Origin of the sequence: Rhodococcoides kyotonense, assembly GCF_001645385.1 — a bacterium.
Taxonomy (GTDB): Bacteria; Actinomycetota; Actinomycetes; order Mycobacteriales; family Mycobacteriaceae; genus Rhodococcoides; species Rhodococcoides kyotonensis_B.
The window spans coordinates 13,079-28,507 of the sequence record NZ_LVHI01000001.1; the positions used below are offsets into that span (position 1 = coordinate 13,079).

The window sequence follows — 15,429 nt, forward strand, 5'->3', positions numbered from 1 at the left end:
TCAGGACGGAACCGGTTCTCCCAGTTCGACTGCCGACAGCGCGTCGCCGACGAGACCGGCTGCGAGGGTGTTGCCTCCGGCAGGATCGATCAGCAGGAAGCTGCCGGTGTGCCGGTTGACGGCGTAGTCGTCGGCCACGATGGGCTCGGCGACGCGCACCGAGATGCGCCCGATGTCGTTGAGCTCCAGCGTTTCCGGAGACGGGTCGGCCGTCAGGTTCTGCTCGTCGAACTTCTCGACCAGTGCGCCGACGATGGCCTGCGTCGTCCGGGTTCCGTGCTTGAGCAGCAGGCGTGCACCAGGGCGAAGGGGCTTCTCGGCCAGCCAGCACACGGTGGCGTCGAACTCGCCGATGGGCTCGGGAGCGTCCTGCGGCGAGACGATGGAGTCTCCTCGGGACACGTCGACGTCGTCGGCGAGGATCAGCGTGACGCTGCGTCCGGCGCTTGCGGAATCGAGTTCGCCATCGGCGGTGTCGATGCGCTCGACCGTGGTCCGGGTGCCGGACGGCAGGACGACGACCTCGTCACCGGGGGCGACGGTACCTGCGGCGACCTGGCCCGCGTAGCCGCGGTAGTCCGGGAATTCGGCTGTGCGAGGACGGATCACGTACTGCACGGGGAAGCGAAGTCCGACGCGGTGCGGCTCGGCGTCGACCGGAACCGACTCGAGGTGCTCGATGAGCGTCGGGCCGTCGTAGTAGGGGGTGTTGGTGGATCGGACGGCGACGTTGTCTCCGTGCAGAGCCGACACCGGGATCTCGACGACGTCCTCCGCGGCCCAGCCGAGCGACGAGGTCAGCGAGTTGAACTCGGCGGAGATGTCCGCGAACACCGTCGCCGGATCCTCGACGAGGTCGATCTTGTTGACGGCAAGCACCAGCTTGGGCACACCGAGCAGGGCGAGAACCGCCGCGTGCCGACGCGTCTGCGTGATGACGCCCTTGCGCGCGTCGACGAGCAGGATGACGAGCTGAGCCGTCGACGCGCCCGAGACGGTGTTGCGGGTGTACTGCACGTGGCCCGGGGTGTCCGCGAGAACGAAAGATCGTGCAGGCGTGGCGAAGTAGCGGTACGCGACGTCGATGGTGATGCCCTGCTCGCGCTCGGCGCGCAGACCGTCGACGAGAAGCGACAGGTCGGGAGTGCTGAGGCCGCGGTCGACCGATGCGCGTGTGACGGCGTCGATCTGGTCCGCGAGAACGGACTTCGTGTCGTACAGCAGCCGACCGACGAGGGTGGACTTTCCGTCGTCGACGCTGCCTGCGGTGGCGAGACGCAGTAACTGGGAGCCGGGAGTGGAGCCTGCGGAATGACCAGAAATGGCAGCACTGCTCATCAGAAGTATCCTTCGCGCTTGCGGTCTTCCATGGCCGCCTCGGAGACGCGGTCGTCGCCGCGGGTGGCGCCACGTTCGGTGAGTCGGGAGGCGGCGACCTCGGCGAGAATCGCCTCGTTGTCCGCGGCGTCGGACAGGACGGCTCCGGTGGTGGACCCGTCACCGACGGTGCGGTAGCGCACGGACAGCGTCTGCAGCTCCTCGGCCTCGGTGGGACCGCCCCACACGCCAGGAGTCATCCACATGCCGTCGCGCTGGTACACCGGACGCTGGTGCGCGTAGTAGATGCTCGCCAACTCGACGTTCTCGCGCGCAATGTAGCGCCAGATGTCCAGCTCGGTGAAGTTGCTGAGCGGGAAGACGCGAACCTGCTCACCGGGGGAGTGCTTGCCGTTGTACAGGTTCCACAGTTCCGGCCGCTGCTTCTTGGGGTCCCACTGACCGAATGCGTTGCGCAGCGAGAAGATTCGTTCCTTGGCGCGGGCGCGTTCCTCGTCCCGTCGGGCACCGCCGAAGACGGCGTCGAAGCGGTTCTCGGAGATGGCGTCGAGCAGCGGCACCGTCTGCAGCGGGTTGCGGATGCCGTCGGGGCGCTCGGTGAGGCGGCCGTCGGCGAGGTAGTCCTCGACCTTGGCCACGTGCAGGCGCAGGTTGTACTTGGACACGACGTGGTCGCGGAAGTCGAGGACCTCCTGCAGGTTGTGCCCGGTGTCGACGTGCAGCAGCGAGAAGGGCAGGGGCGCAGGCCAGAACGCCTTGATCGCGAGGTGCAGCAGGACGGTCGAGTCCTTGCCTCCCGAGAACAGGATGACCGGCCGTTCGAACTCGCCCGCGACCTCACGGAAGATGTGGATGGCCTCGGACTCGAGTGCGTCGAGGGTGTCGAAGCGCGTGCTGTCGACCTGGGGGCGCTCGGTGGCGAAGTTGAGTGTCATGAGGCGTGCAACCCACATTCCGTTTTGGCCTTACCGGCCCACCGTCCGCTACGCGGATCGGCGCCGGGGGCGGGCTTGACGGTGCACGGCTGGCACCCGATCGATGGATACCCCTCGTCGACGAGAGGATTGACGAGAATTCCGTGTTCGTCGATGTACCGCTGCATGTCGTCGTCCGACCAGGCCGCGATGGGATTGATCTTGACGAGGCCGAACGCGTCGTCGAAGGAGATCAGCGGCGCGTTCGCCCGAGTGGGAGCCTCGACGCGTCGGATGCCGGTGACCCACGCGCTGTAGTTCGCGAGTTCCTTCTTCAGCGGCGCGACCTTGCGCAGCGCGCAGCAGCGGTTCGGCTCGCGGGCGAAGAGGTCCTTGCCTTCGATCGAATCCTGTTCGGCGACACTGTGTTCGGCGCGTGCATCGATGACGTTGACGCCGTAGACGGCCTCGACGGCGTCACGGGTTCCGATGGTCTCCGCGAAGTGGTAACCGGTGTCGAGGAACAGGACGTCGACGCCGGGATGCACCTGAGTCGCGAGGTGCACCAACACTGCGTCCTGCATGTTCGACGCCACGATGTAGTCGTTGCCGAACTCGCGCTCGGTCCACTGCATCAATTCGGTGGCACTCGCACCGTCGAGTTCACGGGCGCCGCGCTCGGCGATCGCCTTCAGCTCGTCGACCGTCAGATTCATTCTCGTGCTCATCGCAAATCCGCCTCGTCTGCTCGCACGGCCCACTGCGCGAACCGCTCGCCATCTTCGCGGTGCTTGACGAAGTTCCGCACCACTCGTTCGATGTAGTCGCCCAGCTCGGTGCTGTTCACCTTGTGCTGGCGCAGCTTTCGGCCGAACGCGCTGTCCAGGCCGAGGCTGCCACCGAGGTGAACCTGGAAGCCCTCGACCTGATTCCCGTCGCCGTCGTCGACGAGCTGTCCCTTGAAGCCGATGTCCGCGATCTGCGAGCGCGCGCACGAGTTGGGGCAGCCGTTGATGTTGATGGTCACCGGGACGTCGAGCTGGGCATTGACGTCGGCGAGCCGAGCCTCGAGGTCGGGAACGAGGACCTGCGATCGCTTGCGCGTCTCGGCGAACGACAGCTTGCAGAACTCGATTCCGCTGCACGCCATCAGGTTCTTGCGCCAGTGCGACGGCCGAGCCGGCAGCCCGAGTGCGTCGAGATCGGCGATGAGATCTTCGAGCTTGTCGTCCGGGACGTCGAGCACGATGAGCTTCTGGTACGGCGTGAATCGGATGCGGTCCGATCCGGCCTTCTCCGCGGCGTCGGCAACCTTGCCGAGGATGGTGCCCGAGACACGACCGGCGATCGGTGCGACGCCGACGGCATTGAGCCCGTTCTTGAGCTTCTGGATGCCGACGTGGTCGCGCGGACGCGCGGGCTTCTCGGGCGCGGGACCGTCGATCAGCTTGCGGTGCAGGTACTCGTCCTCGAGAACCTGGCGGAACTTCTCGATGCCCCAGTCCTTGATCAGGAACTTCAGGCGCGCCTTCGTGCGGAGGCGACGGTAGCCGTAGTCGCGGAAGATCGAGACGACGCCTTCCCAGACGTCGGGTACCTCGGCGAGCGGCACCCAGACGCCGACGCGCTGCGCCAGCATCGGGTTGGTCGACAGTCCGCCGCCGACCCACAGGTCGAGACCGGGGCCGTGCTCGGGGTGGTTCACGCCGATGAACGCGACGTCGTTGATCTCGTGCACGACGTCCTGCAGGCCGGAGATCGCCGTCTTGAACTTGCGGGGCAGGTTCGAGTACTCGGGCTTACCGATGTAGCGCTCGACGATCTGGTCGATGGCAGGCGTCGGATCGAGGATCTCGTCGACGGCCTCGCCTGCGAGAGGCGACCCGAGCACGACGCGGGGGCAGTCACCGCACGCCTCGGTGGTCTTCAGGCCGACGGCTTCGATGCGACGCCAGATCTCGGGGACGTTCTCGACCTCGATCCAGTGGTACTGAACGTTCTCGCGGTCGGAGAGGTCGGCGGTGTCGCGAGCGAACTCCTTGGAGATACCGGCGAGCGTGCGCACCTGCTCGACGTTCAACGCGCCTGCGTCGCAGCGAATGCGCATCATGAAGTACTTGGCTTCGAGCAAATCGATGTTGTCGTCACCGGTGTAGGTGCCGTCGTATCCCTGCTCGCGCTGGGTGTAAAGACCCCACCAGCGGAAGCGGCCGCGCAGATCGCTTTTGTCGATGCTGTCGAAGCCCTGCTTGGAATAGATGTTCTCGATGCGAGCCCGCACGTTCAGCGGGTTGTCGTCCTTCTTGGACTGCTCGTTGGGGTTGAGCGGCTCGCGGTATCCGAGTGCCCACTGGCCCTCGGCCCGTCGCTTGGCCGGACGCGGCGTGCGTTCCCGAGGGGCTACGCGCGCCGGGGCGGACGAACCCGCGTCGGTCGGGGCGTCGGTGGTCGACGACATCTACTGCTCCTGCATCTTTTCTCTACCGGGCGGCCAAGGGGAGGGGCTGAGACTCACCACTTGCACACGCGTCCGGACGGATCGGGGGTGTGGCGGGGAACTACCGGGAACGAGCTGTGGGTCGAGGGGGAGCCGGCAACGGGCTCAGCAACACACTCGACAGCATCGACACGACGAGCTGCAGACACGCTTGAGGTCGACGTGGCGGCGCGCCACGAGTCGGATCCCGGTGTCAGTCACGGCGACCATTGTGCCACGTCATTCGGCCAGGTCCGACCATGGACGCCTATTTACCCGAAATTCACGGTAAATAGGCTGGCAGAGACGTTGCCCTCGCGCCGGAAAGCGTGCCGCACTCGGTCTGGAACACTGGACGGGTGAACATCGTTGCCGCTCCACCCGTGCCCTTCGAGCTGCCCGACGCGGCATTCGACGGCGTCGGGCAGCGGCCGTTCGGTGTGTACGTCCATGTTCCGTTCTGTGCGACGCGGTGCGGCTACTGCGATTTCAACACCTACACCGCCGGGGAACTCGGAACTTCCGCCTCACCGCAGTCCTGGCGCGAGGCGATGCGTCGGGAGTTGGAGGCGGCTGCGTCGCTGTTCGCCGATCGGGCGGGCGTCGTGCCGACGGCCGACACCGTGTTCGTCGGAGGCGGGACGCCGTCGCTGCTCGGAGGCGACGGCTTGACCGACGTTCTGAATGCTGTCCGCGCCTGTTTCGGTCTGACCCCGGGGGCCGAGGTGACGACGGAATCGAACCCGGAGTCGACGTCACCCGAGTTCTTCGACGCGCTCCTGTCGGCAGGGTTCACGCGTGTCTCGCTCGGAATGCAGTCCGCGGCACCGCACGTCCTTCGAGTTCTCGATCGCACGCACACCCCGGGCCGGGCAGTGGCCGCCGCGAGGGAAGCTAAGGCGGCCGGCTTCGGCCACGTCAACCTCGATCTCATCTACGGCACGCCGGGGGAGCGTCCCGAGGATCTCGACAGCTCGCTCGACGCGGTGCTGACGGCAGGCGTCGACCACGTCTCGGCCTACGCGCTCATCGTCGAGGACGGCACGGCCATGGCACGCAAGGTGCGTCGCGGGGAGCTGCCGATGCCCGACGGCGACGTCCTCGCCGCCCGCTACGAACGGATCGACTCCGTTCTGTCCGGTGCGGGGCTGAGCTGGTACGAGGTGTCCAACTGGGCGAGCGACGCCGACGCGGAGTGCAAGCACAACGTCGGCTACTGGGACGGCGGAGACTGGTGGGGTGCCGGGCCGGGCGCGCACAGCCACGTCGGCGGTACGCGGTTCTGGAACGTCAAACACCCTGCGCGGTACGCGGATCAGCTGGCGTCGGGCGCGTTCCCGGTGGCAGGCAGCGAATTGTTGACGCGCGAGGATCGGCATCTCGAAGAACTGATGCTGAAGATCAGGCTCAGGACGGGCCTGCCGGCCGACGTGCTCGACGCGGACGAACGCCACGCGGCGGACCAGGTCGTCGCCGATGGGTTGATGACGTTCGCCGATGGGCGATTCGTACTCACCGATCGCGGCCGACTGCTCGCCGACGCCGTCGTACGCAGCATCGCTGCGTGAGGGCTCAGGCTCCCAACAGGTCGTAGTCGAAGACGCGGGCGTGCAGGACGGTTCGGTTGCGTAGCGCGGCGCGCACGGCCCGGTGCAAGCCGTCTTCCAGGTACACGACGCCTCGGTAGTGCACGGCGTGTGGGAACAGGTCGCCGTAGAACGTGGAGTCCTCGGACAGCAGACGATCGAGTTCGAGCACCTTCGTGGTCGTCACGATCTCGTCGAGTCTGAGCTGGCGCGGCGGGATCTTCGACCAGTCACGCAGCGACAACCCGTGCTCCGGGTAGGGCTTGCCGTCGCGAACGCCTTTGAAGATCATTCGGTATCCGTCGTCGTCGAATGGGGCACCCGACCACAGTAAGGCCTTGCCGTCACCGACGGCGGTAGGGCCACTAGACTCGAACTCCGACGTGAACAGTGGAATGGAGGTGGGCACCGATGTCGAGCACCGAAGACAGGCGGTTCGAGGTTCTACGCGCGATCGTCGCCGACTATGTCTCCACCCAGGAACCCGTCGGCTCGCGGGCTCTCGTCGAGCGACACAACCTCGGGGTGTCCAGTGCGACAGTGCGCAACGACATGGCTGTTCTGGAGGCCGAGGGGTACATCGCGCAGCCGCACACCAGTTCGGGGCGTGTCCCGACGGACAAGGGGTACCGGCAGTTCGTCGACCGCATCGCCGACGTCAAGCCGCTGTCGACGTCCGAGCGTCGCGCGATCCTCGAATTTCTCGAGAACGGCGTCGACCTCGACGACGTCCTGCGCCGCGGTGTGAGGTTGCTCGCGCAGCTGACCCGACAGGTGGCCGTCGTGCAGTATCCGACGCTGTCGGTGTCGTCGGTGCGGCACCTCGAAGTGGTCGCGTTGACGCCTGCACGCCTTCTTCTGGTTCTGATCACCGACTCCGGTCGCGTCGACCAACGCATCGTCGAGTTGGGTGACGTCATCGACGACGAGAATCTCTCCCAGCTACGCAACCTGCTCGGTGGCGCGCTCGAAGGCAAGCGCCTCGCGGCCGCGTCGGCCGCTGTCGCGGAACTCGCCGAGAATTCGCCGCCCGCGTTGCGCGACGCCATGATTCGGTCGGCGACGGTGTTGATCGAATCGCTCGTCGAACATCCCGAGGAGCGTCTGGTTCTCGGCGGCACCGCCAATCTGACGCGCAACGCCGCCGATTTCGCCGGGGACGCGGGATTCCCCGGTTCGCTGCGCGCAGTGCTCGAAGCGCTCGAGGAGCAGGTGGTCGTCCTGAAGCTGCTGGCCGTGACGCAGGACACGCGCACGGTGACCGTGCGCATCGGGGAGGAGACGCAGGTCGAGGAGATGCGCGGTACCTCGGTGATTTCCACCGGATACGGTTCGGCTGGCATGGTGCTCGGGGGCATGGGCGTGCTCGGACCCACACGAATGGACTATCCAGGAACAATTGCATCGGTTGCAGCCGTTGCGAGATACATCGGAGAGGTTCTCGCGGAACGCTGAGGGCCGTCATCCACTCATGACGCGTCGACGACGTCGGCGCACACGGAAATTCGACGAGGACGAAAGAGACATACGTGGCACGGGACTATTACGGGACGCTCGGGGTCGGCCAGAAGGCGACCGATCAGGAGATCAAGCGCGCGTATCGCAAGCTCGCGCGCGAACTTCACCCCGATGTCAATCCGGACGAGGCCGCGCAGGCTCGCTTCAAGGAGATCTCGACGGCGTACGAGGTGCTGTCCGACCCGGAGAAGCGCCGGATCGTCGATCTCGGCGGAGACCCGCTGCAGCAGGGCGGCGGCGGAGGTGGCGGCTTCGGCGGCGCGGGCTTCGGCGGTGGACTCGGTGACGTGTTCGAGGCGTTCTTCGGCGGCGGTGGTGGGGGAGCCGGCCGTGGTCCGCGGGGGCGCGTCCAGCCAGGAGCCGACTCGCTGCTGCGCACCAAGTTGACACTCGACGAGTGCGCGACCGGAGTCACCAAGCACATCACCGTCGACACGGCGATCCTGTGCGACCTGTGCACCGGGTCGGGCACCAACGGCGACTCGAAGCCCGTTCGGTGCGAGACCTGTGGCGGCGCGGGTGAGGTCCAGTCGGTGCAGCGTTCGTTCCTCGGTCAGGTCATGACGTCGCGGCCGTGCCCCACCTGCCGCGGTGCGGGCGAGACCATTCCCGACCCCTGCCGCAAGTGCGCAGGCGACGGTCGGGTTCGTTCACGCCGCGACATCACCGTGAAGGTTCCCGTCGGCGTCAGCAACGGCATGCGTATCCGTCTGGCCTCGCAGGGTGAGGTCGGCCCGGGTGGTGGCCCGGCAGGTGACCTGTACGTCGAGATCGTCGAGCAGCAGCACGAGGTGTTCGTCCGGGACGGCGACGACCTGCACTGCACCATTCGCGTCCCCATGGTCGACGCGGCCCTCGGCACCAAGGTGTCGGTCGACGCGATTCTCGACGGCCCGACGGACATCGTCGTCGATCAGGGCACACAGCCCGGTTCGATTGCGGTCCTGCGCGGACACGGCATGCCGAAGCTGCGTTCCGGCGTCCGAGGCGACCTGCATGCTCACCTCGAGGTCGTCGTGCCGTCGAAGCTCGACAACAAGCAGACGCAGTTGCTCGAAGACCTGCGCGCGCTCCGCGACCGTGACGCGGCCGAGGTGGTCACCACCGGCTCACAGCACAGCGGCGGGTTGTTCTCCCGGCTGCGGGAAGCGTTCAGCGGTCGCTGACGATGGCGGCGACGGTCTTCTACCTCGATCCTCTGCCCGACGTCGGCGGTACGGCCGTGCTCGACGGCAAGGAAGGGCGTCACGCCGCCACGGTGCGTCGTATTCGGGTCGGTGAGCGCATTCTGCTGTCCGACGGTCACGGCCGCATCGCCGAGACCGTCGTCACGGCCGCCGAACGCGACCGCCTCGAGATGGCCGTCGAAACCCGGTCCGACGTTCCCCGCCCGACGCCGTCGGTCGGGGTGGTCCAGGCACTGCCCAAGGCCGACCGTTCCGAATTGGCCGTCGAACTCGCGACCGAGGCGGGGATCGACAGCATCGTGCCGTGGCAGTCGTCACGATGCGTCGCCAAGTGGGAGGGGGCGAAGGCCGACAAGGGCGTCGCCCGGTGGCAGGCCGTCGCGACCGCTGCGGCGAAGCAGTCGCGTCGTCCGTTCGTCCCGGAAGTCGCTCCGTTGCACACCAATTCGGCAGTCGTCGCCCTGGCCCGCGGCGTGGTCGAGCGCGGGGGAATCGTCGCGGTGCTGCACGAGGCTGCGTCTGTTCCCTTCTCGTCACTGTCGTTCCGCGAGGTGCCCGAAGTTCTGCTCGTCGTCGGTCCCGAAGGTGGTCTCACCGATTCCGAGGTCGCTGCGCTGACCGATGTCGGTGCGACCCCGGTCATGTTGGGGCCCACCGTGTTACGGACGTCGACCGCTGCAGCGGTCGCGCTCGGCGCGCTCGGAGTCATGACGAATCGCTGGGCGCAGACGCCGCTCGACTTCCAGGCCACTCGGTGATCCGGCAGACCATCGCCTACGGCGACCATCCCGAACAGTTCGGTCATCTCTACCTCCCGGAAACCCCTGTGACCGTTCCGGTTCCGGTGGTCATGGTGGTTCACGGCGGGTTCTGGCACGGCCGCTACGCGCTGAACCTCGGCACGCAGTACGCCGTCGAATTGTCGCGAGCCGGGTTCGCCGCCTGGAACATCGAGTACCGGCGCGTCGGTGCGGGCGGGTCGTGGCCGGAGGTCAGCCGAGACGTCGTCGACGCACTGCAGGCCGTGGGCGACGTCGTGCAGGAGCGCTCGTCGATCCCACTCGACACCGGCGATGTTCGGCTTCTCGGTCACTCCGCGGGCGGTCACCTCGCGGCATGGCTGGCGAGTCGACGAGAGTTGCCGATCAGGCCGGCGCGGGTCGTCGCGCAGGCAGGGGTGCTCGACTTCGTCGTCGGGCCTGCGGCAGGTGACATCAACCCTGCGGTGCGGGAACTGCTCGGGACGAGCTTCGAGAACGACCCCGATCTGTACCGTTCGGCATCTCCGTTGTGCCTGCTGCCGACCGGCGTTCCGGTGCACTGCATTCATGGCTCGCGCGACGTGCAGGTGCCGGTGTCGCAGAGCGAACGCTACGTGTCCGCGGCCCTCGACGCCGGCGACGACTCGAGTTTGTCGGTGGTCGACGGGGAGGACCACTTCGACTTCCTGAGGCCGGGATCGACGTGCTGGACCGAGTCCATGGCGGCCTCGACCGCGCCCGCCGCCGGGTAATTGGAATGCGAGCCCCGCTGCGCGCGTTAAACTCGTGGGCAGTTCGAGCCCCGTCCGCGACACCCGAAAGCAGGCCATACACACCACGTGAGTGAACACAGCGATCTTCCCGCCGAACGTCTGGTTCGGTCCAGCATGGAACTGGCGCCCGAGGCAGTGCTTCCGCTTCTCGGCGCATCGGACGAGAACCTCAGGACCCTCGAGCAGCTGCTGTCCGCCGACGTGCATGTCCGAGGTAACACGGTCACCCTGAGCGGCAAGGTAGCCGACGTCGCGCTGGCGGAACGTGCCATCACCGAGCTCGCTGCCGTCGTCAAGCGGGCGCAGCCGCTGACCCCCGACGCCGTCCGGCGCACGGTCGGGATGCTCAACGACGGAGTCTCCGAGTCGCCTGCAGAGGTGCTCAGCCTCGACATTCTCTCGCGTCGCGGCAAGACCATCAGGCCCAAGACACTCAACCAGAAGCGGTACGTCGACGCGATCGACGCCAACACCATCGTGTTCGGTGTCGGACCCGCCGGTACGGGCAAGACGTACCTGGCGATGGCCAAGGCCGTGCAGGCGTTGCAGGCCAAGCAGGTCAGCCGCATCATCCTGACGCGTCCCGCCGTCGAGGCCGGTGAGCGGCTAGGATTCCTGCCCGGCACGCTGCACGACAAGATCGATCCGTACCTGCGCCCGCTGCACGATGCGCTCCACGACATGATGGACGTCGAGGCCATTCCGAAGTTGATGCAGGCGGGAGTCATCGAGGTCGCGCCGCTCGCGTACATGCGTGGACGCACCCTCAACGACGCGTTCATCATCCTCGACGAGGCGCAGAACACCACGGCCGAGCAGATGAAGATGTTCCTCACCCGTCTCGGTTTCGGTTCGAAGATCGTCGTGACCGGTGACATCACCCAGGTCGATCTGCCCGGTGGCGCGAGGTCGGGCCTGCGTGCCGCGACCGAAATCCTCGGCAGTGTCGACGACATTCACTTCGCGCAGCTCACCAGCAGCGACGTGGTCCGGCATCGCCTGGTGTCGGAAATCGTCGACGCGTACGAGCGGTTCGAGTCGTCGAGCAACAGCGATCTCGGGGTGGGCAACCGTGCGCAGCGACGCTCCGGCGGTGCGCGCTCGGCACGCCGGTAAGGTCTGCTGGTCACATTGTCGAGAAAGAGTAGAGAGCAGTAATGAGCATCGAGGTGTCCAACGAGTCGGGGATGGACGTCTCCGAAGCGGAGCTCGTGAGCGTCGCCAGGTTCGCCATCGCGAGCATGGACGTGCACCCTGCAGCGGAACTGTCGATGGTTCTCGTCGACTCGGCAACGATGGCCGATCTCCACATGCGGTGGATGGACCTCCCCGGTCCGACGGACGTCATGTCGTTCCCGATGGACGAATTGGAGCCGGGTGGCCGTCCCGACGCGCCCGAACCAGGCCCGTCGATGCTCGGTGACATCGTGCTGTGCCCGTCGTTCGCGGCGGACCAGGCGGCAGCAGCAGGGCATCCCCTCGAACACGAGTTGGCGTTGTTGACCGTCCACGGCGTGTTGCACCTGCTGGGCTACGACCACGCCGAACCGGACGAGGAAAAAGAGATGTTCGGCCTGCAGAACCGCATTCTCGAGGAGTGGTACGAGGATCTGCGCCGTGCCGAGGAGAGAGAATTGCAGGCAGCGCGCGATCGTCGACTGCTCGGCAAGACTGGCTTCGCCCGGGGCGACAACCTGTGATCAGTGCGCCGGTTCTCATCGTCGCTGCAGTGATTCTGGTTCCGGTCGCGGGATTGTTCGCGGCAGTCGACTCGGCCCTCAACACCGTCTCGCGCGCACGTGTCGAGGACATGGCCAAGGACGAACGTCCGGGAGCCGTCGGACTGCTGACGGTCGTCGCCGATCGGCCGCGGTACGTCAATCTGACTGTGCTGATGCGCATTCTGTGCGAGATCGGCGCGACGGTCCTGCTGGCGGGCGGCTTGATCGAGCTTCTCGACGAGACCCTCGCGCTCGTTGTCACCGCCGTCGTGATGGTCCTCGTCAGCTACGTCGTCGTCGGTGTCGGTCCCAGAACGCTCGGTCGTCAGCACGCGTATTCGATCGCGTTGTCCGCCGCGCTCCCGTTGCGTGGGCTCGGATGGATACTCGGACCCATCAGCCGTCTGCTCATTCTGATCGGTAACGCCATCACCCCCGGCCGTGGTTTCCGCAACGGCCCGTTCGCATCCGAGATCGAACTGCGCGAACTCGTCGACATGGCGCGTGAGCGCGGCGTCGTCGCGGACGGTGAGCGAAAGATGATCCAGTCGGTGTTCGAGCTGGGCGACACGTCGGCGCGTGAGGTGATGGTGCCGCGTCCGGAAATGGTGTGGATCGAATCAGGCAAGTCCGCGGGCCAGGCGACGTCGCTCGCCGTGCGCAGCGGTCACTCGCGAATCCCGGTGATCGGCGAGAACGTCGACGACATCGTCGGCGTCGTCTACCTCAAAGACCTTGTGCAGCAGACGTATTACTCCACCGACGGCGGACGTGGAGTCAAGGTCGATCAGGTCATGCGTCCTGCGGTGTTCGTACCCGATTCGAAGGCGCTCGACAGCCTGTTGGCGGACATGCAGCGTTCACGCAATCACATGGCTGTGCTCGTCGACGAGTACGGCGGCACAGCCGGATTGGTGACCATCGAGGATGTTCTCGAAGAGATCGTCGGTGAGATCGCCGACGAGTACGACGCCGACGAGGTCGCACCGATCGACGATCTGGGCGACGGCAGCTTCCGTGTCTCTGCGCGAGTTCCGCTCGAGGACGTCGGCGAATTGTTCGGCCTGGACATCGAATCCGAGGACGTCGACACCGTCGGCGGGCTGCTGGGCTACGAGCTCGGCCGCGTGCCGTTGCCCGGATCGCGCGTCGAGTCGCACGGGTTGATTCTCGTCGGCGAGGGCGGTGCGGATCAGAAGGGGCGAGTTCGGGTGACTACTGTTCTCGTCGAGAAAGCGCAGTCCTCGGAGCCGTCCGGGAACGACGACGACCACGACACCGAGGATGCCGATGCCTGAATCGAACGACCGAAACTTCCATTCCGGCTTCATCTGCTTCGTCGGACGACCGAACACCGGGAAGTCCACGCTGACCAATGCGTTGGTCGGCACGAAGATCGCCATCACGTCGTCGCGGCCGCAGACCACGCGTCACACGATCCGCGGCATCGTGCATCGCGAGCACGCGCAGTTGATCCTCGTGGACACTCCCGGATTGCACCGTCCCCGAACGCTTCTCGGGCAACGGCTCAACGACCTGGTGCAGGACACGTACTCCGAGGTCGACATCATCGGACTGTGCATCCCCGCCGACGAGAAGATCGGCCCCGGTGACCGCTGGATCCTCGAGCAGGTGCGTCACATCGCGCCCAAGACCACGTTGATCGGCATCGTCACCAAGATCGACAAGGTCAAGAAAGAGCGCGTCGTCCAGCAGTTGATGGCGCTGTCGAACCTCCTCGGCGAGAACAGCCACGTCATCCCGGTGTCCGCCGCGTCGGGTGAGCAGGTCGAGAAGTTGGTCGATCTGTTCGCGGCCGAGCTGCCCGAGGGCCCCGCGTTCTACCCCGACGGCGAGCTGACCGACGAGCCCGAAGAGATCTTGATGGCCGAACTCATCCGTGAGGCCGCACTCGAAGGCGTGCGCGACGAATTGCCGCACTCTCTCGCCGTCGTCATCGAGGAAGTCAACCCTCGCGAGGGGCACGACAACATGCTCGACGTGCACGCCATCCTCTACGTCGAGCGCCCCAGCCAGAAGGCCATCATCATCGGCAAGGGTGGATCGAGGCTCAAGGAAGTCGGAACTGCCTCCAGACTTCAGATCGAGAAGCTTCTCGGCACGAGGATCTACCTCGATTTGCACGTCAAGATCGCCAAGGACTGGCAGACGGACCCCAAGCAGATGGGAAGGCTTGGTTTCTGAGTCTCGCCCCACGGTTCACGCAAACGCATATGCATTTGCGTGAACTGGGTGCCCTTCCCACGCAAACGCATGTGCATTTGTGCGGGTTCGGCGATCCAACAGTTGAAACGGTGAGTTAACACCACTGAAAGCGTTCTGCTGTTTACTCGGATCGACTGCCCGTCGATCCGAAGGACGCACATTATGCCCGATCACGACATCGCGTCCATTGTTGCTGCCATGTCCTCGTCAGCGGCGCCGCGACGTATGCACGGCGCAATCGATTACCTTCGGTACGAAGGCCGTTGCGACAGTTTCCTTCTCGCATACCGAGACCAGTCGACCGAACGGTTCGTGACCGTCGAACAGCGCGGATACGGAGACGACGTAGCGCAGTTCCTCACCGGCGACATCGATACGCTGCCGGAGTTCGAGAAACAGTTCAGCCACCTGGACGAGGTCTTCGACTGGACCGAGGTCCCGGGCTTCGGGACATCTGAGACGGCGGTGACGGTGTTGCGCCCCGGCGGGTTCGCCAACGGCGTCCTCATGCTCCTGCACGACGACGCCGGTTCGATCATCGGAATGTGTCACGGAAACGTAGAGCGGGAGCAGTTTCCCGATCCCGCGAAGGCTATCCTCGAGCGAATGCGGCCCGCATTCACCAGGTACGCGAGTGATCTGCGCGCGAAGTCGCGCTTCCGGCTCACCGCACGCGAGACGGAGATCTTGTCGCTCGTGCGTCAGGGACTGTCCAACGCCGAGATAGGGGAGACTTTGGTGCTGTCCCCACGCACGGTCACGACCCACGTCGAGAAAATTCTGCGCAAACTCGGTGTACCCAACCGCGTCATGGCTGCGGTCTACGCCACCGAACTCGGCCTCGGTGACGACCGACGTACCGTCGATTCGATGGCGCTTGCGGCGCCGTAGCGTACTTTCTCACACACTTCCAACACGGCCGTTACACG

General features: G+C 65.9%; 15 protein-coding genes. 10 read left to right on the forward strand and 5 right to left on the reverse strand.

The window, feature by feature from the left end; translation table 11 throughout:
• Genes A3K89_RS00055 through A3K89_RS00070 form a run of 4 tightly spaced genes read right to left on the reverse strand, consistent with a single transcriptional unit; the run spans position 1 to position 4,710 of the window.
• Positions 1 to 1,338 (reverse strand): sulfate adenylyltransferase subunit 1, encoded by a 1,338-nt coding sequence (locus A3K89_RS00055; RefSeq protein ID WP_068420395.1) that lies wholly within the window; start codon positions 1,336 to 1,338, stop codon positions 1 to 3.
• Positions 1,338 to 2,291 (reverse strand): sulfate adenylyltransferase subunit CysD, encoded by a 954-nt coding sequence (gene cysD, locus A3K89_RS00060; RefSeq protein ID WP_442978233.1) that lies wholly within the window; start codon positions 2,289 to 2,291, stop codon positions 1,338 to 1,340. The genes A3K89_RS00055 and cysD overlap by 1 nt, the downstream gene beginning before the upstream one ends.
• Positions 2,270 to 2,968 (reverse strand): phosphoadenylyl-sulfate reductase, encoded by a 699-nt coding sequence (locus A3K89_RS00065; RefSeq protein ID WP_371828775.1) that lies wholly within the window; start codon positions 2,966 to 2,968, stop codon positions 2,270 to 2,272. The genes cysD and A3K89_RS00065 overlap by 22 nt, the downstream gene beginning before the upstream one ends.
• 8 nt (positions 2,969 to 2,976) lie before the next feature.
• The gene (locus A3K89_RS00070; RefSeq protein ID WP_068420400.1) at positions 2,977 to 4,710 is read right to left on the reverse strand and encodes a nitrite/sulfite reductase; all 1,734 of its coding nucleotides are present in this window, start codon (positions 4,708 to 4,710) and stop codon (positions 2,977 to 2,979) included.
• 377 nt (positions 4,711 to 5,087) lie between these two features.
• Here A3K89_RS00070 and hemW point away from each other — a divergent pair, with 377 nt between their 5' ends.
• Entirely contained in the window at positions 5,088 to 6,296 is a 1,209-nt protein-coding gene (gene hemW / locus A3K89_RS00075) for a radical SAM family heme chaperone HemW (protein WP_068420402.1), read from the forward strand.
• Positions 6,297 to 6,300: 4 nt separating this feature from the next.
• Here hemW and A3K89_RS00080 read toward each other — a convergent pair whose 3' ends face one another.
• Complete coding sequence (locus A3K89_RS00080) at positions 6,301 to 6,606, reverse strand: type II toxin-antitoxin system VapB family antitoxin (protein WP_068378754.1); 306 nt, start codon at positions 6,604 to 6,606, stop codon at positions 6,301 to 6,303.
• Positions 6,607 to 6,725: 119 nt separating this feature from the next.
• Here A3K89_RS00080 and hrcA point away from each other — a divergent pair, with 119 nt between their 5' ends.
• The 9 genes from hrcA to A3K89_RS00125 all read left to right on the forward strand — a co-directional run bounded on the left by hrcA (position 6,726) and on the right by A3K89_RS00125 (position 15,391).
• Positions 6,726 to 7,769, forward strand: a complete 1,044-nt coding sequence (hrcA, locus tag A3K89_RS00085; protein WP_068420403.1) for a heat-inducible transcriptional repressor HrcA — start codon at positions 6,726 to 6,728, stop codon at positions 7,767 to 7,769.
• A 74-nt stretch (positions 7,770 to 7,843) separates the two neighbouring features.
• Positions 7,844 to 8,998 carry a molecular chaperone DnaJ gene (gene dnaJ / locus A3K89_RS00090; protein WP_068420404.1) on the forward strand — a complete coding sequence of 385 codons (1,155 nt, stop codon included), beginning with the start codon at positions 7,844 to 7,846 and terminating at the stop codon, positions 8,996 to 8,998.
• A 2-nt stretch (positions 8,999 to 9,000) separates the two neighbouring features.
• Complete coding sequence (locus tag A3K89_RS00095) at positions 9,001 to 9,777, forward strand: 16S rRNA (uracil(1498)-N(3))-methyltransferase (RefSeq protein WP_068420410.1); 777 nt, start codon at positions 9,001 to 9,003, stop codon at positions 9,775 to 9,777.
• Positions 9,774 to 10,532, forward strand: a complete 759-nt coding sequence (locus A3K89_RS00100) for an alpha/beta hydrolase (RefSeq protein WP_068420412.1) — start codon at positions 9,774 to 9,776, stop codon at positions 10,530 to 10,532. Before A3K89_RS00095 ends, A3K89_RS00100 begins: the two co-directional genes overlap by 4 nt.
• Before the next feature lie 135 nt (positions 10,533 to 10,667).
• The gene (locus tag A3K89_RS00105; protein ID WP_254303369.1) at positions 10,668 to 11,669 is read left to right on the forward strand and encodes a PhoH family protein; all 1,002 of its coding nucleotides are present in this window, start codon (positions 10,668 to 10,670) and stop codon (positions 11,667 to 11,669) included.
• Positions 11,670 to 11,710: 41 nt separating this feature from the next.
• Entirely contained in the window at positions 11,711 to 12,253 is a 543-nt protein-coding gene (ybeY, locus tag A3K89_RS00110; RefSeq protein ID WP_068420416.1) for an rRNA maturation RNase YbeY, read from the forward strand.
• The gene (locus tag A3K89_RS00115; protein WP_068420418.1) at positions 12,250 to 13,572 is read left to right on the forward strand and encodes a hemolysin family protein; all 1,323 of its coding nucleotides are present in this window, start codon (positions 12,250 to 12,252) and stop codon (positions 13,570 to 13,572) included. Before ybeY ends, A3K89_RS00115 begins: the two co-directional genes overlap by 4 nt.
• A complete protein-coding gene (gene era, locus A3K89_RS00120; protein WP_068420902.1) occupies positions 13,565 to 14,479 on the forward strand; it encodes a GTPase Era in 915 nt (304 codons plus the stop codon). Before A3K89_RS00115 ends, era begins: the two co-directional genes overlap by 8 nt.
• 219 nt (positions 14,480 to 14,698) lie before the next feature.
• A complete protein-coding gene (locus A3K89_RS00125) occupies positions 14,699 to 15,391 on the forward strand; it encodes a response regulator transcription factor (RefSeq protein WP_240931418.1) in 693 nt (230 codons plus the stop codon).
• Positions 15,392 to 15,429 lie beyond the last annotated feature (38 nt).

Bases quoted from the DNA above. Each gene is read 5' to 3' on its own strand.
- A3K89_RS00055 (WP_068420395.1), bottom strand. From the start codon at position 1,338: ATGAGCAGTGCTGCCATTTCTGGTCATTCCGCAGGCTCCACTCCCGGC.
- cysD (WP_442978233.1), bottom strand. From the start codon at position 2,291: ATGTGGGTTGCACGCCTCATGACACTCAACTTCGCCACCGAGCGCCCC.
- A3K89_RS00065 (WP_371828775.1), bottom strand. From the start codon at position 2,968: ATGAATCTGACGGTCGACGAGCTGAAGGCGATCGCCGAGCGCGGCGCC.
- A3K89_RS00070 (WP_068420400.1), bottom strand. From the start codon at position 4,710: ATGTCGTCGACCACCGACGCCCCGACCGACGCGGGTTCGTCCGCCCCG.
- A3K89_RS00080 (WP_068378754.1), bottom strand. From the start codon at position 6,606: ATGATCTTCAAAGGCGTTCGCGACGGCAAGCCCTACCCGGAGCACGGG.
- hrcA (WP_068420403.1), top strand. From the start codon at position 6,726: ATGTCGAGCACCGAAGACAGGCGGTTCGAGGTTCTACGCGCGATCGTC.
- A3K89_RS00095 (WP_068420410.1), top strand. From the start codon at position 9,001: ATGGCGGCGACGGTCTTCTACCTCGATCCTCTGCCCGACGTCGGCGGT.
- A3K89_RS00105 (WP_254303369.1), top strand. From the start codon at position 10,668: ATGGAACTGGCGCCCGAGGCAGTGCTTCCGCTTCTCGGCGCATCGGAC.
- ybeY (WP_068420416.1), top strand. From the start codon at position 11,711: ATGAGCATCGAGGTGTCCAACGAGTCGGGGATGGACGTCTCCGAAGCG.
- era (WP_068420902.1), top strand. From the start codon at position 13,565: ATGCCTGAATCGAACGACCGAAACTTCCATTCCGGCTTCATCTGCTTC.
- A3K89_RS00125 (WP_240931418.1), top strand. From the start codon at position 14,699: ATGTCCTCGTCAGCGGCGCCGCGACGTATGCACGGCGCAATCGATTAC.